Source organism: Granulicella tundricola MP5ACTX9 (genome assembly GCF_000178975.2).
GTDB classification, from domain to species: domain Bacteria; phylum Acidobacteriota; class Terriglobia; order Terriglobales; family Acidobacteriaceae; genus Edaphobacter; species Edaphobacter tundricola.
Window position 1 is genome coordinate 3,161,059 of record NC_015064.1, and the last position, 16,367, is coordinate 3,177,425.

Sequence of the window (16,367 nt, forward strand, 5' to 3'; positions counted from 1 at the left end):
GGCTAATCGATCTCCCGTGTGATGTTCAGCAGCACGCCCATGCCTGCCAGCGTGAAGAAGAGGGACGTTCCGCCGAAGGAGACGAACGGCAGGGTGATTCCTTTGGTCGGAACGAGCGCGAGCGCGACGCTCATGTTGAAGAACGCCTGGATCAGGATCGCGGTGGTGAGGCCGAAGGCGAGGAAGCGCGCAAAGGGATCGGTGGAAAGATACGCCGCGCGCAGGCCGCGATAGCCGAAGGTGACGAACAGCGCGACCAGCGCCAATGCGCCGAGCAGCCCAAGCTCCTCCGAGATGTTGGCGAAGATGAAGTCGGTCCAGGCCTCCGGCAGGTAGTAGAGCTTCTGCCGGCCTTCCATCAAGCCCAGTCCGCGCACACCGCCCGTGCCCACGGCAATCAGCGACTGCATGATGTGAAAGCCCTTGCCCAGCGGATCGGCCTCCGGGTTGGTGAAGGCAATCAGACGATCCCGCCGCCACTTCACCATCCAAAGCATATAAAACATCACCGGCGAAGCCGCAGCAGCTGCCAGCCCAATCCACTTCATCTGCAACCCCGCCAGATAAAGCATCGCTACCGTCACACCTGCACAAACCAGCGCCGTCCCCAGGTCCGGCTCCTTCAGGATCAGCCCAACGAACACCAGCGGAGGCAGCGCCGCCCGCATCACGGTGCCCTTCCAGTCGTCCATCTTGTGGATGCGGGTCTGCAAAAAGTACGCGAGAAACAGCACGCTCATCGGCTTCGCAAGCTCCGACGGCTGAAAGGTGAAGACGCCAAATTTGACCCAGCGATGCGTGTTGTTCAACGCATGCATCGCGAAGACGCTGACCAGAAGCAGCGTGGTGACGGCCATTGCGGGGAAGACGACCCTGGGGCTGTTATAGCGGCGATAGTCCACCTGCATCAGCACCGCCAGCGCCACCAGCCCGGCCACCGCAAAGCCAAACTCCTTCACGACGAAGTAATACGGAGAGCCATACTGCGACTTCGCCACCACCGCGCTCGCAGAGAAGACCATCACCAACCCAAACAGAGTCAGCAGCAGCACCACCCCGAACAGCCACTTATCGACCCCTACGCGCTTCGCCATCCAAAACCTCTAATCCAGACCCAACACAACGTCCCGAAAGACCCGCCCGCGCTCCTCGTAGTTCGTAAACTGATCAAAACTCGAGCAAGCCGGAGCCAATAAAACAATCTCGTCAGAAACAGCAGCCTCAGCCGCAAGCTTCACAGCCTTGTCCAAAGTCCCCGCCTGCACTATCTTCACTACTCCATCCAGTTGCCGCTCAATCTTTTCGGCCGCTGAACCAATCGTATAAACAACCCGGACGCGTTCCTTCAGGAGGGCTGACAGGGTCGCGTAGTCGGAATCCTTGTCCTTGCCCCCCAGGATCAGGTGAATGCCACCCGCAAACGACTCCACCGCCTTCACGGTTGCATCCACGTTGGTGGCCTTGGAGTCGTTGTAGAACTCCACGCCGTTCCGCACCCGGACGAGCTCCAGCCGATGCTCGACCGCGCGGAATCCCTTCACCGCCGCACGGATCGTCTCCGCATCGATCCCCGCCAGCCGCGCCGCGCAGACTGCCGCCAGCACGTTCTCCACGTTATGCGCGCCCTTCAACGCAATCTCGCTCACCGGCAACACGGGCTCCGGCTTGCCGCCCTCTTTGCCAAGGAAGAACACGCTCTCCCCATGCACGAAGGCTCCCTGCTTGACCTGCCGCCGTCCGCTGAACCAGTAGATCTGGGCGCGAGTCTTCGCGGCCATCTTCTGTGCGTTCACATCCTCCGCATTCAATATCAGGAAGTCCTCGGACTCCTGGCAGGCCGTGATGCGAGCCTTCGCCTCCCAGTACCGCTCAAACGTCTTATGCCGATCCAGGTGATCCGGCGTCACGTTCAGCACCATCGCGATGCGCGGCTTGAAGGTGGTCGCGGTCTCCAATTGAAAGCTAGAGACCTCCAGCACGCTCCAGGTCTCCGGCCGGCTCTCTGCGATGAGATCGATCACCGGCAGCCCGATGTTGCCGCCGACGAGGGTCGGCAACGCTGCATCCGCAAAGATCTTGCCGGTCAGTGTGGTCGTTGTCGTCTTGCCATTGGACCCCGTGATCGCGATGACGGAGCCGTCCAGAAAGCGGCTCGCCAGCTCCAGCTCTCCGATGACCGCCGTGCCAAACGCCGCCGCCTGCGCGATCTCCGGCGTCTCCAGCGGCACGCCCGGGCTGACGACGATCAGATCCTGCCGCCGGAAGGTCAGCAGCCCATGGCCGCCGGATTCGACCATGATTCCGGCCTCCATCAGCGCGGGAATCTCCTTGGCCAGCGCCGTTGCGGAGCGCGTATCGCTCACCGTCACCCGGGCCCCGCGATCCCGCAGAAACATCGCCGCCGACAACCCGCTCCGGCCCAACCCAACCACCAACACCCGTTTGTTCTTCAGTTCCATTCTGAAATCCACTCCATGGGTCCAGCTTAGTGCATGAATGCGTGCACTGACTTTGATATCTTAGACAGACTGCAGGTGAGGAGGAAACCGGCCATGACGCATGCGATCGAAGTAGAAATCGATTCCCTCGGCAAGGTTCATCCCGTCGATCCACTCTCCACTCTTCCGGAAGGCCGCGCCATTCTCACCTGGCAGACAGCCCCAGAACACGAGACCATGCTGCTTTCTGAGACTGCCTTAGCCGAAAACTGGCTGGGACCGGAAGAGGACGCCGCATGGGCTCACTTACAGCCGGCGAAGTAGTTCTCCTTCCCTTCCCATTCTCGGACCTGAATCTATAATCGCCGGGGCTCTCGTGCCAACCCTCGTGCCCTTCTGATACAAGTTATCCGTGCATCTGTCGCCCTCCACAGCGCCCCGAACCGTCAGGCCCGGCGAAGAACTGCCGCTCTTCGATCGGCGCTACGCCGTTCCCTTCTTCATGGTGACCGCGCTCTTCTTCCTTTGGGCGATGCCGAACAACCTCAACGACGTGCTGATCCGGCAGTTTATGAAGTCCTTCCAGATCAGCCGCCTGCAGGCCGGGCTGGTGCAGTCCGCGTTCTACTTTGGCTACTTCTGCATCTCGCTGCCGGCGGCGCTGGTGCTGCGCCGCTTTGGATATCGCATTGGACTGGTCACCGGGCTGCTGCTGTATGCGATCGGCTGCCTGCTCTTCTGGCCGGCGGCCCAGGCCAACAGCTACAACTTCTTCCTCTTCGCACTCTTCGTCATCGCCGCCGGGCTCGCCTTTCTGGAGACGGGCGCGGGCTCGTTCATCACGCAGCTTGGCGACCCCGCCACCTCCGAGCGCCGCCTGAACCTTGCGCAGGCCTTCAATCCCCCCGGAACCATCGCAGGGGCGCTCATCGGCACGGTCTTCATCTTTTCCGGCGTGGAGCCCGGCCCCGCCGACGTGCAGACCATGAAGTCCGCAGGCACCTACGCCAGCTTCCTGCACAGCGAGACCCTGCGCGTCATCACGCCGTACCTCGTGCTCGGTACGGTCGTCTTTCTGTTTGCGCTCGCGCTCTTCCGCGTCAAGTTCCCTTCACCCACGCTGAGCCAGGAGCAGTTTCCGCATGAGCCGCGCGGCCCCGTCACCAGCCTCTTCCGCATCCCGCACTTCGTCTCCGCGGTCGTCGCCCAGTTCTTCTATGTCGGCGCACAGGTGGGTACGTGGAGCTTCCTCATCCAGTACGTGCTGGACTATACTCACCAGCCGGAGAAGATTGCAGGCTACTTCCTCAGCGGGACGTTGCTGCTCTTCGCGCTGGGCCGCTTCGTCGCCACGGCGCTGATGAAGTATGTCCGCCCCAACCGTCTGATGGGCTTCCTCGCGCTGGTCAACGTCTTGCTCCTCACCGTCGCAATCGGCTTTCCGGGATGGATCGGTCTCTGGGCGCTGATGCTGACGAGCTTGTGCATGTCGCTGATGTACCCCACCATCTTCGCGCTGGGCTTGAAGCAGCTTGGCCCCGATACGACCCTGGGTGCATCCGTGCTGGTGATGTCCATCGTTGGCGGCGCGGTGGTCACGCCTGCCGTGGGATTTGTGGCCGAGCGCATGCACAGCACGGCCTGGGGATTCGTCGTGCCGCTTGTGAGCTACCTCGTCGTAGCCTGGTTCGCCTTCATAGGCTCCCGCGTGCGGATCACCCCGGCTGAGATTCGGCGCGAAGAGGCGCTGCGCGTCAGCAGCATCTAGCCGCCTCGGCTCTATACGATCCTTACAGTGACTCTTCAGAGTCCAGCTTCCGCAGAAGCCCGCCAATGCGGTTGTTGATCTCCTCAAGGATCAGGCCGAGAGGCCGTTCCGCGGCCGCCGGACTCTCACCAGGCCGCGTGACCCGAGTCGCCTCCTGCGCGCGATCGATTAGCCTCCTGACCTCTTCATCCTCCACCCGCGTCATCAGCTTGGTGATGCGGGCGTTCGCAAGCAAGACCTTGGACGCGAGCTCGTTCGAAGGCTGCAGCCGCTGTGTCTCCAGCTTCACGGAGACGTACTCGAGGATCGCGTCCTGCAGATCGAGCAGCGTCTGCCGTTGGAAGTCGTTGCGCCTCTCCCGCAGCGCCTCACGCCGCGTCAGAAGCCGCGTCTCCACCTCGCGCCGATAGCTGCGTCTCTCCTTCAACCACTCCAGCGTCTGGGAGGAGACTACGGTCAAAAGCGCAGTCAGCAATGCGACACCCGCCGTGATCAGCGGGAACCAGTAGGACAGATTGGAGGTGGAAGCAAGCATCCCGCTACGATACCTGCAACCTGGATCCTGCTCCAGGCAAAATAAACGGGATCGTCTTTTGTCGTGGGTACCTTACCGCAGCTTCAACGTCGTCAGAGCCAGCAATGCGAAGACCAGCGCCAGAATCCAGAAGCGTGCGATGACCTTGCTCTCGCTCCAGCCCAGCAGCTCAAAGTGATGGTGCAGCGGAGCCATCTTGAAGATGCGTTTGCCGTTCCTGAGCTTGTAACTGCCGACCTGCAAGACGACGCTCATCAGCTCCAGAATGAAGACGCCGCCGATGAACGGCAGCAGTAACTCCTGCTTGATGACCACGGCGACCGTGCCGATTGCGCCGCCCAGCGCGAGCGATCCGACGTCGCCCATGAAGATCTCAGCCGGGTGCGCGTTGTACCAGAGGAAGCCGATGGAGCCGCCCACCATGGCTCCGCAGAAGACCGTCAGCTCGCTCACCAGCGGCATGCGCTGGAGCTCGAGATAGTCAGAGAAGACGACGTGGCCGCTGATGTAAGTCAGCACCGTCAACGCGCCGGCGGCGATGATCGTGCAGCCGATGGCAAGGCCATCCAGCCCGTCCGTCAAATTGACAGCATTGGATGCGCCTGCAATCACGATCATCACGAAGAAGACGAAGGGCAGGAACGCAATCCAGTGCAGGTGCGGGATGTGGCCCATCCACTCCCAGACCAGGTCCGGCCGCAGCCGCTTGGCAAACGGAACCACCAGCCGCGTGGAGTAGCTCCCGACGCCCTGCAGCTTGATCAACGTCACCGCCACCGCGCCGCTGACCACGAACTGCGCCAGCAGCTTCTGCCTGCTCGTCAGGCCAAGATTGCGGCGGTTCACCACCTTGATATAGTCATCCGCAAAGCCGATGGCTCCGAAGGCCAGGGTGGACAGCATGACCACCCAGACGAAGGGGTTCGAGAGATCCGACCACAGCAGCGTGGGGACCAGGATGGAGATGCAGATCAGCACGCCGCCCATGGTGGGCGTGCCGCCCTTCTTCTGATGGCTCTGCGGCCCCTCCTCACGGATGTACTGGCCGATCTGAAACTCGCGCAGCCGCTGAATCACAAACGGCCCGATCAGCAGCCCGATCAGCAAGGCCGTGAGGCTCGCAAAGACGCACCGGAAGGTCAGGTAGCGGAAGATGCGAAAGAACCGAAAATAAGGAAACAGCTTCTGGTACAGCAGCCAATAGAGCAAAGGAGTTCTCCGCGTGAATCTCTCAATCTTAACAGCAGTGTCTAACCCAACTTCTCCAAAGCCCGCTCCAGGCGGACGCCGCGTGAGGCCTTCAGCAAGACCACATCGCCTGCTTTGACGTTTGCTGTGAGCCAGTTGCCTGCGGCCTCAGGCGTCTCCACGAAGACGGCCTTTTCACCTGCGCCGCTCACGAGGTCAGCGGCGAGGCCTCTCACGCCGACGATGAGGTCCACGCCTTGCTCCGCCATTCGGCGACCGCAAGCTTTATGGAGCGCCGGCCCTTCCGGCCCAAGCTCCAACATTTCTCCTGCCACCACAATCCGTCGTGTGGCTGGGGTAGAGATCAAGGCATCCACCATTGCGTCCAGTGCCTTCGGATTCGAGTTGTACGAGTCATTGAGCAGCTTTGCACCGCGCCACTCGATCACGGCACCGCGCTTGTCCGTAGCTCGCATCTCCGCAAGCGCAGCCGCACATGCGGTCAATGTCATCCCGCTCTTCCACCCCACGGCAATGGCAGCGAGAGCGTTGGAGACGTTGTGCTTGCCCAGGAGCGCGAGGTGGACCTCAGCCGTGTCTCCGCCAGCGTGGACGGTGAAGCTGACGCCGTCGAGTCCAGCCTCAACTACATTCGTGGCGCGCACCTGGGCTTCATCGCCCAAACCGTACAAGACGGAGTCGACGCCAACTCCAAAGCCGCGTACCCACTCATCATCGCCATTCAAAATTGCAAGTCCATCCGAAGGCAAAGCCTCAATCAGCTCCCGCTTCGCCGCCGCAATCCCCGCGATACCGGCTGGAAAGAACTCCAGATGGACGGCTGCTACGTTCGAGACGACGCCCCACTGCGGCTCTGCGATCTCTGCCAAGCGTTTGATCTCGCCGGAGTGGTTCATGCCCATCTCGATGACGGCAACCTCATGCTCCGCCTCCAACCTCAGCAGTTGCAGCGGCACACCAAAGTGATTGTTCAAATTACCGGCCGACTTGAGAACTGAGAACTGAGAACTGAGAACCGTGGCCACCATCTCCTTGGTCGTCGTCTTCCCTGCCGAGCCTGTGACTCCAATGACGCGTCCGCCCCAGCTCTGCCTGACGCGCAGGGCCAGCAACTGCATCGCACGCAGCACACACTCTTCGCCCTCCGGGACCCAGAGCAGCTTGCACGGGTCCACCTCACGCGGCTCGTCAGAGGCCAGCCAGCGATTGCTGACCACCGCTGCCACCGCACCGTTGGCGAGCGCCGCCTCCACGTAGTCATGCCCGTCCACACGGTCGCCGGTCACGGCAAAGAACAACTCCCCCGCGCCGATCGTCCGCGAGTCGATCGAATAACCAACGGCTTCGCTGGAGGTGGTGAAGTCCCCCTCCGCGTGAATCCAATCCGCAACCTGTCCCAACGTCAACTTCATCGAATCTCCCGCAGCACACGCGCCGCAACCTCTGCATCATCGAACGGCACCGTGCCGGTCTTCAGGATCTGCACCTTCTCATGTCCCTTGCCTGCGAGCAGCACGATGTCTCCACCTTTCACAGCCTTGATCGCGAGGGCTATCGCTGTCGCCCTGTCCGGCTCGACTACACACTCGACGGATGTCTCGCGAACACCTGCCAGTGCCTCATCAAGGATCGCGCCCGGCTCCTCCGTACGAGGATTGTCATTGGTCAGGACGACCAGATCGCTGCCTTCACCGGCTGCGCGGCCCATCTTTGGCCGCTTGGTTTTGTCGCGATCGCCGCCGCAACCGAAGAGCGTGATGACGCGGCCCTTGCCGACCAACTCACGCGCGAGGCCGATGAGATTTCGCAGTGCATCATCCGTGTGGGCGTAGTCCACGACGACTGTGATGCCGAGGTCATTCGGTACAGTCTGGAAGCGGCCTGGAACCTGGTGCAAGCCTTGAGCGGCTTTAGCGATCTCTTCGAGCGTCAGCCCACGGCCCATCGCCGCGCAGCTTGCGGCCAGGAGGTTGTAGACGTTGACCTTGCCCGTTAGTGGCGAGTCGATCTGAACGGCACCGTATGGTGTTTCCCAGAGAAACTGCGTCCGGCCCGCGCTCAAAGCCACCTTGCTCGCTCTGAACTCGCCGGCGTTGATGCCGTAGCTCATGACTTCGGGGCCGAGATCTCGCGTCAGCAGCCACACGCCCGCCGGGCTATCTTCATTGACCACCGCCACGCGTGGTGCCTCCGCGCCGACTCCCTCAAAGAGCCTCGCCTTCGCCTGAAAGTAACGCTCCATCGTGCCGTGATAGTCCAGGTGATCTTGCGTGAGGTTCGTAAACATCGCCACATCGACCGGCACGCCCCACACACGCTCCTGCGCCAGTGCGTGGCTGCTCATCTCCATGACGGCTTCCGTGCAACCTGCCTTCACACCATCCGCAAAGAGAGCGAGCAGGTCGCGGGACTCCGGCGTGGTGTGCTCGCTGACTCGGACCTCATCGCCGATGTGGGTTTCGATCGTTCCGATCAGCAGGCACTTGCGGTTGACGCTCTTGAGCATCTGCTCCAGGAGAAAGGCTGTGGTCGTCTTGCCATTGGTCCCCGTGACCGCGCTTATCTTCAGCACATGCTCGGGATGTCCAAAGACGTTTGCTGCTACGCCTGCAAGGGCTCGGCGACCGTTGCCTACAAGATAGAACGGGACTGCACCGCCCGCTGCCCAGGCCTCGCGCGAGTCCGTCACGATGGCTCGCGCACCATGCGCAATTGCGGTCTCGATGAAGCGATTGCCGTCAGAGCTTTCGCCCTTCATTGCGACGAAGACATCACCGGCCACCACACGGCGCGAATCGTACTGCACGCCCGTTACGTCAGCGGAGCCGGAGCCCCGCTCCAGTACGTCGATACCCGCAAGCGCTTCATCAATCAACATAGAAACACCACGACCTATCGGACGAAACGGACGACGATCTCTGTCCCCACGGGCACCATCGTCCCCGGCAGGGGAACTTGCTCCGTTGCGAGACCGCTGCCTACAGGCTGCACGCGCAGGCCAGCAGCACCAGCCCTTTCAACGACCGCGCGAAGCGGAATGCCGCTGAACTCCGGCACGGCCACACGCTGCCCTGCATCGACTCGCACACCACCATTGGTCAGTGCCTGCACCACAGGAACGACCTTGGGCGCGGCCAACGGACGATCCGCATTGGCGCTCTCATCGGCGATTACAGAGGTCGTGCTGCCGTTGGCATGGAACGCTTCCAGCACACTCTTTGGAAGCAGGCTCTTCAGACCGCTGGAGCGCTTCTCTTCTTCAGTCTCAACGGGCGCAGCCACAGCCAGCACCGGCTTCTCCGTCCCGCCACGCAGCGGATCGTCGGCGGGCAGGCTGTTCACATCCGCGAACATCGCGTTCAGGTCAGCGCCGTTATCGGCTGCGTCGCCGTCGAAGTCATCCTTCGCCTGCGCTGCGGCGACCTGCATCTCCTTCTGCGTCTTGAGCGGCTGATCGTGCGGCACACCCAGATACTCAAGCACCTGCTGCGCGACGCTTGCAAACACAGGAGCGCTCACAGCCGCGCCGTACAGGCTGCCCACGGTCGGCGTATCGATGATCACCGCGACCGTGATTGCAGGATTCGAGATGGGAGCCATTCCCGCGAAGCTGGCGACCAGCTTGGTGTGGCTGTACGTGTGGGTCGCCGGATCAATCTTGTTGGCCGTCCCGGTCTTGCCGCCGGAGCTGTAGCCGTTCAGCGCGGCAGCCTTACCCGTGCCCTCAACGACGATGCCGCGCATCATCTCGCGCATCTTGGCGGAGGTGATCTCCTTGATGACGCGGTGTGCGCCATCGGGCAGTACGGTTGGAAGCTGATTGGCTGGATGGAAGGCCGCGGGCTTGAGCCGCGGATCGCCCTTCATCTCGTCGGTGGACTGCAGCAGAACGTGTGGCGGCATGTACATGCCACCGTTCGCGATGGTGGAAACCATGGTCGCAAGCTGAATCGGCGTCACGCCGATCTCCTGCCCAATGGCAAGCGACATGAAGCTGGTGGCGTCCCATTTCTTGGGGGCACGCAGCAGGCCGCGCGTCTCGCTGGGCAGCTCAATACCGGTGCGGTCGCCGAAGCCGTACGACTTCATATAGTCGTAGAACTTCTGGTTGCCGAGCTTCATGGCCATCTTGGCCGCGCCCACGTCGCTTGAGCGCTCCAGCGCGTACTGCACCGTCACGCGGCCCATGCGGCCGTCCGATTTATCGTCATGCAGCGTGCGGCCCATCATGGTCATCGCGCCGCCCATGCAGTCAACGATATCGGTGGGCTCCACACCCGCGCCGTCCATCGCGGCCGAGTAGGTCACCAGCTTGAAGGTCGAACCCGGCTCATAGATATCGCTCACTGCAAGGTTCTGCAGCACACTGGCGTCCATGTGCTTGGCGTCGTTCGGATTGAAGCGCGGCGAGACCGCAAGTGCCAGAATCTGGCCCGTATGCGGGTCCTGCACGACGACCGTACCGTGCGCGGCCTTGACCTTCGCCATCTGCTCATCCAGTGCCTTCTCCGCCATGTACTGGATGTTGGCGTCGATTGAGAGCACCAGATTCTCACCCGGCTGCGGCTCGTTCTCCGTGCTGCCCAGCGCGTGGCGCTTGGCGTCGAGCGCGGTCAGCATGTGCCCGGAGACGCCGTGCATATCATCGTCGAACTGAAGCTCCAGCCCGCCGAGCCCGGCGTCGTCCGTCCCCACATAACCAAGGACGTGCGCGGCCAGCTCGTTGTTGGGATAGAAGCGCTTGAACTCCTTCTGGAAGTAGACGCCCTTCAGGTTCAGCTCACGCACGCGCTGCGCCGTCTCCGCACTGACGCGGCGTGCGACCCACGCAAAGCCATGCGAGGCATTGAAGCGCGCGTTCATCTGGTGCTGCGAGGTGAAGTTATCGGTGGGGTCCGTGTGGACCAGGCGTGCGAGCATCTGCGACGCCTCCTCGCGATTCTCGCCAAGCTCACTGGGCACCGCGTAGATGCTGTCCACCTGCACGGTCAGCGCAAGCTCTTTGAGGTTGCGGTCATACAGCACACCGCGGCGCGGAGCCACCTCAAACGATCCCTGCTGCTGCCGTGCCGCCAGGCTCACCCACTTGTGATTCTGGTAGACCTGCAGCCAGACCAGCCGCAGCGCAATCGCCAACATCCAGACGATAAAGGCCAGGGCAACATAGGCAAACCGCTTCCGTTGAATGGGAGCGGTGAGTGTCTGCCTCGGCTGCCTTGGCGCGTTATTCGGTTGCATCCCCACCCTGCCTGCTTCTGATTTCTAAAACACTAACGAGAGAGAACGCCCGATGCCGGAACCGCAACCTCAGCGTAGGCCGGGGCGTTAACTTCCTGCCCGGTGAAGCCGTCGTTGCGGATGATCTGTCCGGGCGCGGGTGCGTCCAGACCAAGCTGCTTGGCGATCGTAACGATCCGGCCCGGCTGCGTGAGCTGCGCCTCGTTCAGACGGAGATCGCGATTCTTCTCCTGCAGCACGGCCACCTGCGTCTTCTGCGCCTCAATCTTGTAGCCAACCTCGATCGACGAGAAGTGCTGGTACACATAAACCATGCAGAGCGAAAAGAGTACGGTCATGGCCACGGTGAACAGGCGCATCTCACGCCGGCGCTCCGGGTCGTCCGCCTTCACGATGCGGCTGTTATCGATGTGCTTGGTGAAGAAGACCTCAGGCGTCGGTCCACGGCGAGCGCGGCGCTGCGCCTCAAAGCGCTCTGCATTGCGCTCCGCCACGGACTGGGCACGCCCCCGTGCCGCCCTGGTTCCCATCGCCTCGATCCCCACCGTCATCGTCGCCATTGTCCTACCCTCGTGTACGTCTTCTTTCTGAACTCTTGCCCCTTCTCAGTACGATCCGGGCCGGGATCGTTAGTGGAGGAGGGGACTGTTTGGAGCAAGTTGTCTTTCGCCTGAAAGCACGGTGGGACAACCCCGGCCCGATCTCATGTCATCCTTGAATTGTGTGTTAATCATTGCACTAATAACTGTGCAATGAAACCGCATTTCAAGGCCGTTCTAAACTTTTTCCAGAGCCCTCAGCTTCGCGCTGCGCGACCTTGGATTCCGAAGCGATTCCTGCTCCGCGGCGATGACCGGCTTTTTGGTCAGCACCGTAAACTTCTTGTCCCGGCCCAGCTCACGGAACGCATCCTTGACCAATCGGTCCTCCAGGCTGTGGAAGCTGATCATCACCAGCCTGCCGCCCGGCTTCAGCAGAGATCCCGCGCTCTTCAGCAGCGATTGAATCTCTCCCAGTTCGTCATTAACCCTCATTCGGATTGCCTGAAAGGTGCGCGTTGCGGGATGAATCTTGTCGCCTTTCATTGGAGGGGCCGCGGCCGATATGATTCGAGCCAGTTCCGCTGTCGTCGATATCGGCCGGGCCCTGACAATGGCTCTGGCGATTCTCCGCGACCTCCTTTCCTCTCCGAATTCGTAAATAAGGTCGGCGAGCTCGTTTTCGTCTTCCTCATTTACCACTTGACCGGCCGTCTCCCCGCTCCGCGTGTCCATCCGCATGTCGAGCGGTCCATCCGACCGAAAACTAAACCCTCTGTGCGCCTCATCCAACTGCATGCTGCTGACGCCAAAGTCCGCCAGCAAACCGTCCAGGCTGCCCTTGGCGATCGCGTCGCCGGCCTCCGAGAACGCTCTCGGCTCAAACTGCACCGTCGGCATCTCCGCCCCAAGCTCTTCCTTCAGGGCTTCCAACCGGGCCTGCGCCTTGCTCATCGCATCCGGGTCACGGTCGAAGGCAATCAGCTTGCCCTGCCCGCCCAACTTCTTCGCAATCGCGGAAGAGTGGCCGCCCAGTCCCAGCGTGGCGTCTACATACACGCCGCCAGGCCGCACATTCAGGTACTCCAAAGCTTCTTCTAAAAGAACCGGCACATGCTGCTGTGGCGTCATGCGCTCCCCTGAGGGTGTTTCGTGCTCGTTCAACTGCTAAAGTCCAAACTCTGCGAGTGCTGCCATGTCTTGCATCGAAAGCGGCGCCTTCACCATCTCGGCCTTGAAGTCGTCATGGTTCACGACCTCCAGGATTCCCTGCTTACCCAGCACAACCACTTCGCCATCCACCCGGGCCGACTCCCGCAGAATCTGCGGCAACAGCACCCGGCCCTGCGTGTCCATCTCCACCATCTGGCCGTAGTAGCTCGTCACGTCCAGAAACTTGATCTTTGCCACGGAGGTCGAAGGCATCTTCGCCAGAACCTCCTCCTTCTTCTCCCATTCGGCGATCGGGTAAAGCTGCGCCCGCTTGCCGTCCAGGCTGGTCACGTAAAACTCCTGCTTTTCGGGAAACTCGCGCTTGAAGTCAGCCGGAATCTTCAACCGGCCCTTCTCGTCCACGCGCGCTGGGTGGTTTCCCCGAAACATCGTTTTCTAACCCCGTTTGGCGGTGAACCTTGGTGGGTTCTTCCCAGAGTTGCCTGGGAGGGGTAGACTTTGCTCAGTTCAGCTTGAAGTCGCTCCCTTTTGCTCCACTTTGTTCCACTGCCATCCACATAGTTACTTGTGGCTTGCGCGGTGTAAAGGACTAAGTTGGGGAATCCGGAAGAATAACGTGGGCGAATTGTGGAAAAAACAGCCGGCAGGGTGGATGCCTGTGCAAAGCACTACAGGTAGTGTTAGCTCGGTTGGTTCAGGGCGAATTGGTTACTTGTTTGGCTGAAACCGATCTGATAAGCGAAGTAAAAGCGAAAGTCGCCGACGCAATCCCACATTGGTGTTAGTCGATTTCAGTCTGTCATTGCTGGAATCGGGTGAGCCAATCGCCATTGGGAAAGAGCAAAGCGGGCGTCAACTCCGGTATTGCCTATTCCCTGTCCGCAGCCTCAACCCGGCTTTGCTTCTTGCGTTGCAGAAGCCAGATGAGGTATCCGAGAACGGCCAGGTTGGTCGCCAGCAGGCCGAAGCGGAACAGGCTGGCACGGCGCACCAGCTCAAACAGCTCCCACGGCAGGAACGAGATGGTCAGGAGCAGCGTCAGGTACTCCGCCCAGACCTTCTTCAGCAGCAGCCCGATGCCTTCCGTCAAAGCCAGGCCCGAGTAGCCGAAGGTGAAGAACTCAATCCGCCGCATGGTGTGTGCGTCGACCAGGTCCACCTTCTCCAGCAGGAGTTGCACAATACGGCCTTCCGGGTCGCGTTTCAGCGCCATAGCCAGCCGGATGACCTCATCGCTGAGGTTCTTGTTCATGAAGTGGATGACGCCCAGGCCGGCGCAGAAGAAGAACAGCGCCTTGCTGAGTTTGAACAGGCCAATCAGCAGCAGACCGTTGTCATGCAGGCTGGGACGATCTTCCGTCGCGGCTGCCTCGGTCTCCCGCTCGTTTTGTAGGACCTCTTCACTCATTCTGTTCGACATATCCACCTAGTCCAGTTGACGGTCTCACCCGCCAATTGTCAACGCAACCACAGAAGGGTGGGATCAAGTTTCATATCGGCATCAATTCATAAATAGTGTAGGCAACCCGTCCGCCGCGCAATTTTTTTCTACATCACACTTCCTGTATCGCAATCCATCTTCTTACAGACCTCGTAGAGATGATTGAACGCCTTGATGGAACGACGGAGATCGAGGCGAAGTTTAGAACACACGCACTCAAAGGACGAACACGACTATGAATCTCAAGAAGACCTTCCTCGCCTCTATGGCAGCAGCCGTTCTCGCCGCAACCTCCTTCAGCGCAGTTGCCCAGAAGGCTGACCCCACCGTTGGCGGCGCGGCCATGTACGCCAACAAGACCATCGTTCAGAATGCGATCGCCTCCCCCATTCACACCACCCTCGTCGCAGCCGTCAAGGCCGCAGGCCTGGTCGATACCCTCAGCGGCCCCGGTCCCTTCACCGTCTTCGCACCCACCGATGATGCCTTCGCCAAGCTGCCTGCCGGCACCGTCGATACGCTCGTCAAGCCTGAGAACAAGGACACGCTGGTCAAGATCCTGACCTACCACGTCGTCCCCGGCAAGATCGACTCCAAGAAGCTCGCCAAGGACATCAAAAAGGGCGGCGGCAAGACCATGCTGAAGACCGTTCAGGGTGAAGAGCTCACGTTCATGATGCCTTCGCCTGGCATGATCACCATCACCGATGCCAAGGGCGGCGTCTCCAACATCACCACCGCAGACGTGTACCAGTCGAACGGCGTCATTCACGTCATCGACACCGTTCTGATGCCCAACTAAGCACGCTTCACTCCCCGCATCATCAAACGCCTCCCGATCCGAGCGGGAGGCGTTCTTTTTTGCCCGAAACCCATACACTGACGTTGATGCTTCGTACCGTCCAAGCCACGCGCTACGTGCTCCCACTCCGGGAGGGCGGCTCCCTGCCCGCCATCGTGGAAGCGGACGACCAGGGCCTGTACGTCGTCAAGTTTCGCGGTGCAGGCCAGGGAGCATTGGCGCTCGTTGCTGAACTTGTGGCGGGAGAGATTGCACGCGCTCTCGGACTTACGGTGCCGGAGCTCGTCTTCATCGAGGTCGATCCCATCCTCGGGCGCAACGATCCCGATGCGGAGATACGTTATCTCCTCAAGGCCAGCGCAGGCCTGAACCTCGCGCTCGACTACCTGCCCGGCTCCATGATGTTCGATCCCGCCGCAGGCAACACCGCCTCCGCGGAGATCGCGTCCATGGCCGTATGGTTCGACGCCTTCGTGCAGAATGTCGATCGCACGGCGCGCAACGCCAACCTGTTGCTCTGGCACCGCAAGCTCCACTTCATCGACCACGGCGCGGCCCTCTTCTTCCATCACAACTGGCCCACCGCTCCAGCCAAGGCTGAGTCGCTATTCGCTGAGTCGCAACACCACGTCCTCCTGCCCTGGGCCACGGAGATAGGAGCCGCAGGCACCAAAGCCCGCGGCATCATCACGTCTGAGCTACTGCAAAACATCCTCAGCTTCGTGCCGGATGCATGGCTCGAGTCTGAAGAAGCCACCGCCAGTGAGCGCCGCACAGCATACGTCGAATACCTCACCCGCCGCCTGCAGGCCGCAAGCATCTTTGAAGAGGAGGCGATCCATGCACACCAACGCCTCCTTTGATTACGCCGTCCTGCGTGTGGTCCCGCGCGTGGAACGTGGCGAGTTCATCAACGTAGGAGTCATCCTCCTCTGCCGTGAGAAACGCTTCCTCGGCGCAAAGGTTCACGTCGATGAGCAGCGTCTCCGCGCCCTCTGGCCACAGCTCGATCTCGACGCCATCCGCGAGCATATCGAAGCCGTCAACCGCATCTGCACGGGCGACGAGTCAGCCGGCCCCATCGCAAAGCTCTCGCAGAGCGAGCGCTTCCACTGGCTCACCTCCCCGCGCAGCACCGTCATGCAGACCTCACCCGTCCATACCGGCCTCTGCACAGAAACAGAAGCCCTCCTCGACCGCCTCTACCATCAGCTAGTCGGCTGA

The 16,367-nt window shown here is 61.1% G+C and carries 16 protein-coding genes; 5 read left to right on the forward strand and 11 right to left on the reverse strand.

The window, feature by feature from the left end; translation table 11 throughout:
• Positions 1-2: 2 nt before the first annotated feature.
• Together ftsW and murD are read right to left on the reverse strand one after the other, a co-directional pair.
• Entirely contained in the window at positions 3-1,094 is a 1,092-nt protein-coding gene (ftsW, locus tag ACIX9_RS13525) for a putative lipid II flippase FtsW (RefSeq protein ID WP_013581050.1), read from the reverse strand.
• A gap of 9 nt (positions 1,095-1,103) precedes the next feature.
• Positions 1,104-2,459, reverse strand: a complete 1,356-nt coding sequence (gene murD, locus ACIX9_RS13530) for a UDP-N-acetylmuramoyl-L-alanine--D-glutamate ligase (protein WP_013581051.1) — start codon at positions 2,457-2,459, stop codon at positions 1,104-1,106.
• A gap of 93 nt (positions 2,460-2,552) precedes the next feature.
• On the opposite strand from murD, the gene ACIX9_RS13535 reads away from it, so the two are divergent.
• Positions 2,553-2,762 carry a hypothetical protein gene (locus tag ACIX9_RS13535; protein WP_013581052.1) on the forward strand — a complete coding sequence of 70 codons (210 nt, stop codon included), beginning with the start codon at positions 2,553-2,555 and terminating at the stop codon, positions 2,760-2,762.
• A gap of 88 nt (positions 2,763-2,850) precedes the next feature.
• Complete coding sequence (gene fucP / locus ACIX9_RS13540; protein ID WP_013581053.1) at positions 2,851-4,206, forward strand: L-fucose:H+ symporter permease; 1,356 nt, start codon at positions 2,851-2,853, stop codon at positions 4,204-4,206.
• A 22-nt stretch (positions 4,207-4,228) separates the two neighbouring features.
• On the opposite strand, the gene ACIX9_RS13545 is transcribed toward fucP, so the two are convergent.
• The 9 genes from ACIX9_RS13545 to ACIX9_RS13585 form a co-directional block, all read right to left on the reverse strand.
• A complete protein-coding gene (locus ACIX9_RS13545) occupies positions 4,229-4,741 on the reverse strand; it encodes a hypothetical protein (protein ID WP_013581054.1) in 513 nt (170 codons plus the stop codon).
• A gap of 72 nt (positions 4,742-4,813) precedes the next feature.
• The gene (gene mraY / locus ACIX9_RS13550) at positions 4,814-5,950 is read right to left on the reverse strand and encodes a phospho-N-acetylmuramoyl-pentapeptide-transferase (protein ID WP_013581055.1); all 1,137 of its coding nucleotides are present in this window, start codon (positions 5,948-5,950) and stop codon (positions 4,814-4,816) included.
• A gap of 41 nt (positions 5,951-5,991) precedes the next feature.
• Entirely contained in the window at positions 5,992-7,362 is a 1,371-nt protein-coding gene (locus tag ACIX9_RS13555; protein ID WP_013581056.1) for a UDP-N-acetylmuramoyl-tripeptide--D-alanyl-D-alanine ligase, read from the reverse strand.
• Positions 7,359-8,828 carry a UDP-N-acetylmuramoyl-L-alanyl-D-glutamate--2,6-diaminopimelate ligase gene (locus ACIX9_RS13560; RefSeq protein WP_013581057.1) on the reverse strand — a complete coding sequence of 490 codons (1,470 nt, stop codon included), beginning with the start codon at positions 8,826-8,828 and terminating at the stop codon, positions 7,359-7,361. The genes ACIX9_RS13555 and ACIX9_RS13560 overlap by 4 nt, the downstream gene beginning before the upstream one ends.
• A gap of 14 nt (positions 8,829-8,842) precedes the next feature.
• Entirely contained in the window at positions 8,843-11,188 is a 2,346-nt protein-coding gene (locus tag ACIX9_RS13565) for a penicillin-binding protein (protein WP_013581058.1), read from the reverse strand.
• A gap of 32 nt (positions 11,189-11,220) precedes the next feature.
• Positions 11,221-11,748, reverse strand: coding sequence for an FtsB/FtsL family cell division protein (locus ACIX9_RS13570; RefSeq protein WP_013581059.1), 528 nt, complete (start codon positions 11,746-11,748; stop codon positions 11,221-11,223).
• 216 nt (positions 11,749-11,964) lie between these two features.
• Positions 11,965-12,858, reverse strand: coding sequence for a 16S rRNA (cytosine(1402)-N(4))-methyltransferase RsmH (rsmH, locus tag ACIX9_RS13575; RefSeq protein ID WP_013581060.1), 894 nt, complete (start codon positions 12,856-12,858; stop codon positions 11,965-11,967).
• 36 nt (positions 12,859-12,894) lie between these two features.
• Complete coding sequence (locus tag ACIX9_RS13580; RefSeq protein WP_013581061.1) at positions 12,895-13,329, reverse strand: division/cell wall cluster transcriptional repressor MraZ; 435 nt, start codon at positions 13,327-13,329, stop codon at positions 12,895-12,897.
• A gap of 439 nt (positions 13,330-13,768) precedes the next feature.
• Entirely contained in the window at positions 13,769-14,320 is a 552-nt protein-coding gene (locus ACIX9_RS13585; RefSeq protein WP_013581062.1) for a DUF2127 domain-containing protein, read from the reverse strand.
• Between the two features lie 256 nt (positions 14,321-14,576).
• Between ACIX9_RS13585 and ACIX9_RS13590 the strand changes: the two genes are divergently transcribed.
• From ACIX9_RS13590 to ACIX9_RS13600, 3 genes are all read left to right on the forward strand, one after another.
• Positions 14,577-15,143: a fasciclin domain-containing protein gene (locus ACIX9_RS13590; RefSeq protein ID WP_013581063.1), complete on the forward strand. Its 567-nt coding sequence runs from the start codon at positions 14,577-14,579 to the stop codon at positions 15,141-15,143.
• Positions 15,144-15,229: 86 nt separating this feature from the next.
• Positions 15,230-16,006, forward strand: coding sequence for a HipA family kinase (locus tag ACIX9_RS13595; RefSeq protein WP_041597794.1), 777 nt, complete (start codon positions 15,230-15,232; stop codon positions 16,004-16,006).
• Positions 15,984-16,367, forward strand: a complete 384-nt coding sequence (locus ACIX9_RS13600; RefSeq protein ID WP_013581065.1) for a DUF3037 domain-containing protein — start codon at positions 15,984-15,986, stop codon at positions 16,365-16,367. The genes ACIX9_RS13595 and ACIX9_RS13600 overlap by 23 nt, the downstream gene beginning before the upstream one ends.

Bases quoted from the DNA above. Each gene is read 5' to 3' on its own strand.
- ACIX9_RS13580 (WP_013581061.1), bottom strand. From the start codon at position 13,329: ATGTTTCGGGGAAACCACCCAGCGCGCGTGGACGAGAAGGGCCGGTTG.
- ACIX9_RS13560 (WP_013581057.1), bottom strand. From the start codon at position 8,828: ATGTTGATTGATGAAGCGCTTGCGGGTATCGACGTACTGGAGCGGGGC.
- ACIX9_RS13595 (WP_041597794.1), top strand. From the start codon at position 15,230: ATGCTTCGTACCGTCCAAGCCACGCGCTACGTGCTCCCACTCCGGGAG.
- murD (WP_013581051.1), bottom strand. From the start codon at position 2,459: ATGGAACTGAAGAACAAACGGGTGTTGGTGGTTGGGTTGGGCCGGAGC.
- ACIX9_RS13545 (WP_013581054.1), bottom strand. From the start codon at position 4,741: ATGCTTGCTTCCACCTCCAATCTGTCCTACTGGTTCCCGCTGATCACG.
- ACIX9_RS13600 (WP_013581065.1), top strand. From the start codon at position 15,984: ATGCACACCAACGCCTCCTTTGATTACGCCGTCCTGCGTGTGGTCCCG.
- ftsW (WP_013581050.1), bottom strand. From the start codon at position 1,094: ATGGCGAAGCGCGTAGGGGTCGATAAGTGGCTGTTCGGGGTGGTGCTG.
- ACIX9_RS13585 (WP_013581062.1), bottom strand. From the start codon at position 14,320: ATGTCGAACAGAATGAGTGAAGAGGTCCTACAAAACGAGCGGGAGACC.
- ACIX9_RS13590 (WP_013581063.1), top strand. From the start codon at position 14,577: ATGAATCTCAAGAAGACCTTCCTCGCCTCTATGGCAGCAGCCGTTCTC.
- ACIX9_RS13565 (WP_013581058.1), bottom strand. From the start codon at position 11,188: ATGCAACCGAATAACGCGCCAAGGCAGCCGAGGCAGACACTCACCGCT.
- ACIX9_RS13555 (WP_013581056.1), bottom strand. From the start codon at position 7,362: ATGAAGTTGACGTTGGGACAGGTTGCGGATTGGATTCACGCGGAGGGG.
- ACIX9_RS13570 (WP_013581059.1), bottom strand. From the start codon at position 11,748: ATGGCGACGATGACGGTGGGGATCGAGGCGATGGGAACCAGGGCGGCA.
- rsmH (WP_013581060.1), bottom strand. From the start codon at position 12,858: ATGACGCCACAGCAGCATGTGCCGGTTCTTTTAGAAGAAGCTTTGGAG.
- ACIX9_RS13535 (WP_013581052.1), top strand. From the start codon at position 2,553: ATGACGCATGCGATCGAAGTAGAAATCGATTCCCTCGGCAAGGTTCAT.